4 protein-coding genes and 2 pseudogenes are annotated in these 3,577 nt (G+C 32.0%); 3 read left to right on the forward strand and 3 right to left on the reverse strand.

The features are described from left to right. A pseudogene (locus HU235_RS25135) lies at window positions 1-125 on the forward strand (IS200/IS605 family transposase); the annotation flags it as partial. 205 nt (window positions 126-330) lie between these two features. Here the strand turns inward: HU235_RS25135 and HU235_RS25140 are convergent. Further along, a pseudogene (locus HU235_RS25140) lies at window positions 331-1,033 on the reverse strand (LysR family transcriptional regulator substrate-binding protein); the annotation flags it as partial. 41 nt (window positions 1,034-1,074) lie between these two features. On the opposite strand from HU235_RS25140, the gene HU235_RS19050 reads away from it, so the two are divergent. Then, complete coding sequence (locus HU235_RS19050) at window positions 1,075-1,251, forward strand: hypothetical protein (protein ID WP_174881238.1); 177 nt, start codon at window positions 1,075-1,077, stop codon at window positions 1,249-1,251. Window positions 1,252-1,728: 477 nt separating this feature from the next. Then, on the forward strand, window positions 1,729-2,223 hold the full coding sequence (locus HU235_RS19055; RefSeq protein WP_174881239.1) for a YfbM family protein: 495 nt from the start codon (window positions 1,729-1,731) through the stop codon (window positions 2,221-2,223). A gap of 120 nt (window positions 2,224-2,343) precedes the next feature. Here the strand turns inward: HU235_RS19055 and HU235_RS19060 are convergent, their stop codons facing one another. After that, window positions 2,344-2,931: a hypothetical protein gene (locus HU235_RS19060; protein WP_174881240.1), complete on the reverse strand. Its 588-nt coding sequence runs from the start codon at window positions 2,929-2,931 to the stop codon at window positions 2,344-2,346. Window positions 2,932-3,027: 96 nt separating this feature from the next. After that, complete coding sequence (locus HU235_RS19065; RefSeq protein ID WP_174881241.1) at window positions 3,028-3,384, reverse strand: hypothetical protein; 357 nt, start codon at window positions 3,382-3,384, stop codon at window positions 3,028-3,030. Window positions 3,385-3,577 lie beyond the last annotated feature (193 nt).

Raw genomic sequence — 3,577 nt, forward strand, 5'->3', positions numbered from 1 at the left:
AGAAGGTAATAGAAGAATATATACGAAATCAAATTCAAGATGATATAGTCGCAGAACAATTAAGTATGATGGAATACATTGATCCTTTTACAGGTGAAGAGGTAAAGAAAAAGAAAAGAAAGTAAGTTGAAGGCCTTTTAGGTCTGGCCAGTAGAAGTAGTACACATGGGGAACCGTTCAGAAGCCCTTTAGGGTTTGGTCAGTAACAAAGGCTTTCAGCCGCAGAGAAAACCACCCGTTATCACGGGTGGTCTTTATTTTTCCGAAAAAATAACATAATGGGAGGATTTGAAAGGGATTCCATTATGCCTAAACTTGAAATTTTTAAGATTAGGAATTTTGATTATACTTTTCAATATTATATCGAATTTGATCTAAAAATTTACTTGCTGCATTTGAGAATACTTGATGTTTTTTCCAGATAATATTTAATCCCGCATGTAATTTAGGGTGCAGAGGTTTAAAGCATAGTTTGCTATCTCCTGATGTGTTAATAAGTTTATCTATACACAAGGCATATCCAAGGTTTTTTCCACCATTCGTGCGGCGTTATAAAGTAAGTTATACGTTCCAGTAATATTTAAATTTTTAACATTCTGTCCAAACCATCCGGATAGCTCATTATCGACAGTTGTTTGACGAGAGATGATTAAAGGCTTATCTATTAGATCCTTAGGTTGTATCGATGGTTTATGTGCCAATGGACTATCTTTACGCATTAATACTCCCCAAACATCTTTAGCTGGTAAGTGCATATAATCATATTTTCGCTATCTGTTGGTTCGATGACGATACCAAAGTCTAATAATCCACTGTCTAACTTATCCGTAATATCATCTGCATTTCCGCTGTATAAATGAAATTGAATAGCTGGATGATCCTTCAGTAAATCTTAAGTTTCGGCGATAAAATTCATTGCTTCTGTTTTACCGCCACCGATGTATATTTCTCCACTTATAATTTCTGCTGATTTGTTAAAATTTGCTTCTGCTTTATCGACTAAATAAAATAGTTCTGCGTATTTTTGCAGTATTAATTGTTGCTTACGGGGTGCATTCTTCCTTCGAGGGAGAAATGGGATCTAAACTATTCATTTACAACCCATTTGGTTGGTACACAGATCATTCTACTATAAAGTTTTTAATTGACCACCTATCTAATATGGGAATCTATATTGCTGGAACACATTATACTTTGAAATTTTTTAACAAGCAGGAAACTAGAACGAAACAAAAGTCTGGTATTGCTTAAAAGTAAATGATATTGAATGAATGTTGTATGTTTCTTTGAAAATCAAGTAATGAAGCTTATGCAATTAGTACATGTGGAACGGGAAAGTGAGAAATCATTATTCTTCCAATTATTCTCAGAACTTTATAAGTTTAATAGTATTCATCTTCGGTAAAGCCAATATAATTGGAAACATTTCATATTGACGAGCGATGCTAATTGGGAACTTTACCTTAAATAGTAAAGTTTTCATTTAGCCTTTTTTGTTGACTTTGAGTTAACTCCAAAGTTAGGATAGTCATATTATAGGGGATTATAGCTTAAATTTATTATAAAGTAGCGTTTATGAAAATTATAGCTTTAGACTTGCTGGCAATATCCTAAGCAGGAAATAATATTCCACAATCTAGGAGTTATTCTAAAAAGTAATTACATATGATATAGAACCATTTAGTCAATATACAGAGTAATTATATTTACATAGTTGGAGTGAAAAATATGGGAATGGTTGCATGCTATATACGTATTTCAACAGATTTTCTAAGTTATATAAAATCACATCTGGAAGAAATCGAGGATGTTGTGTTTGAAAACGAGGAGTTAGAAGACAGAGAATTTGATATTGATAAAGCGTGGCATGGGATTTACTATTTGCTAACTGGAACTGCTGATTTAGAACAGACTTTTGAATCTACATTAGGTATAGCTATTTTTGGAGGAACTGAAATTGGTGATGACCTTGGGTATGGGCCTCTTAGGTATTTAGAAGTAGAAGAGGTAAAAGAAATTGCAACTGCACTTGAATCAGTTTCTGTTAGAGATTTTACTTCTCGTTACAAAGTAAAAGATATGAATAAGCTTGATATTTATCCATTTGAAGGAGAATGGACGGAAGAAGATAAGGAATATCTAGTAGAAAATTTTGAATCTTTAGTAGAATTTTTTCGAATAACAGCTACTAAAGATGAAGCTATGCTGTTGTTTGTTTCTTGATACTAGGCAAAAAAAAGATATGTGCTTATTCAGAATTGGGCACTATCCTAGAACAAGGATAGCGCTTATTTCAACTATAAAGGTTAAAAAGAAGACTCCTGCTAGAGACCTCGGAGAATCTTATATACTATCAACAAGGTCAGGCAGTTCTTTTATAGGTCTAGAAAGTGTGCTCTCTTGAAAAGTACTAAATTCAATTTCTCCAATTTTAGTAACAGTATCATATTCACCAATTATAGTATCAAGAAGGATAAAGGCAGCACCTTCCCAGTCTTCGTTATTAGGGTCATAATCTTTCATGTATAAGACTAAATGAATAAGATTGTCTTGAATCTCATACGAAAAAGAAACATTGAGAGGATCTAGTTCAACTTCATTAAATTGAATCTTAAAATCTTCTCCTCTTTGACGAAACGCAATAATCTTAAAATTTTCAATATCGGGAGCTGCTTCTGCAAGGTTTATTACATCTGAAAACGCTGAATAAATTCCATCTGCACTAATAATGAATTCACGTTTCCCATCAACTAATTCAGCACTAAATTCATATGTTAAATCTTTATTAACCCTTGATAGCTGTTTAGTGAGCCTTTTAAAAAGAAGTTCATAATTTTCTTCATTAAGATCGAAAAAATCATCAGAGACGTGTAAAAACCAATCCCAGAATACTTTATATTTATCACTCTTATTAAATAATCTTTTAATCATAGCATTTCACCTCTTAAGTTTTGATAATGCAAAAATAGGGTCAAAAAATAAAGTACTCCCTTAAGATCGCTGGGGATAATGAGAAATAATGATTGCTTACTTAAATGCATAATGAAATAAGCCAAAGTATAGCGGTCCGATTAAGATTATAAATGTAATCCCAATAATACAAAATTTAATGGACTTAGGTGTTTCATCATCATCGTTTACCTCTTCATTAAACTTTTTGAAACTAAAGTAAACATCCCATAATAGCCCAGCTACAAATACAATTTTCCATACAAAAGGAAAAAGAATTGGTTTATTCGTAACGTAACCAAATAAACCAATCCAGGTTATGATGGAAATGATAAAATCTAGAATAGCAAAAGGTTTTTTATAACCGGTGATGAGTATTCCAATAGCAGCTATTGCTAAAAAACCTAAGTAGCAATACCACAATATATCTAACATAATATTCCTGCTTTCTTCCTAGAATTTTACTGTTTCTTATCATGAATGAACAAATTAAATATGACTATCATTCATTCGCAATCGAAGTAGATAAAAAGTTAGAGTAAAGTAATCGGTTCTATTTGTTTTTTACCTTTAGCACTCCTTTATTTACAATGATGTATCCATTAAATCTCTCATATAAAGCATAGAT

This window comes from Metabacillus niabensis (assembly GCF_902829255.1).
Lineage (GTDB): Bacteria > Bacillota > Bacilli > Bacillales > Bacillaceae > Metabacillus > Metabacillus niabensis.

Excerpts from the sequence above, each read along its gene's own strand:
- HU235_RS19050 (WP_174881238.1), top strand. The coding sequence starts at position 1,075 with ATGGGATCTAAACTATTCATTTACAACCCATTTGGTTGGTACACAGAT.
- HU235_RS19055 (WP_174881239.1), top strand. The coding sequence starts at position 1,729 with ATGGGAATGGTTGCATGCTATATACGTATTTCAACAGATTTTCTAAGT.
- HU235_RS19060 (WP_174881240.1), bottom strand. The coding sequence starts at position 2,931 with ATGATTAAAAGATTATTTAATAAGAGTGATAAATATAAAGTATTCTGG.
- HU235_RS19065 (WP_174881241.1), bottom strand. The coding sequence starts at position 3,384 with ATGTTAGATATATTGTGGTATTGCTACTTAGGTTTTTTAGCAATAGCT.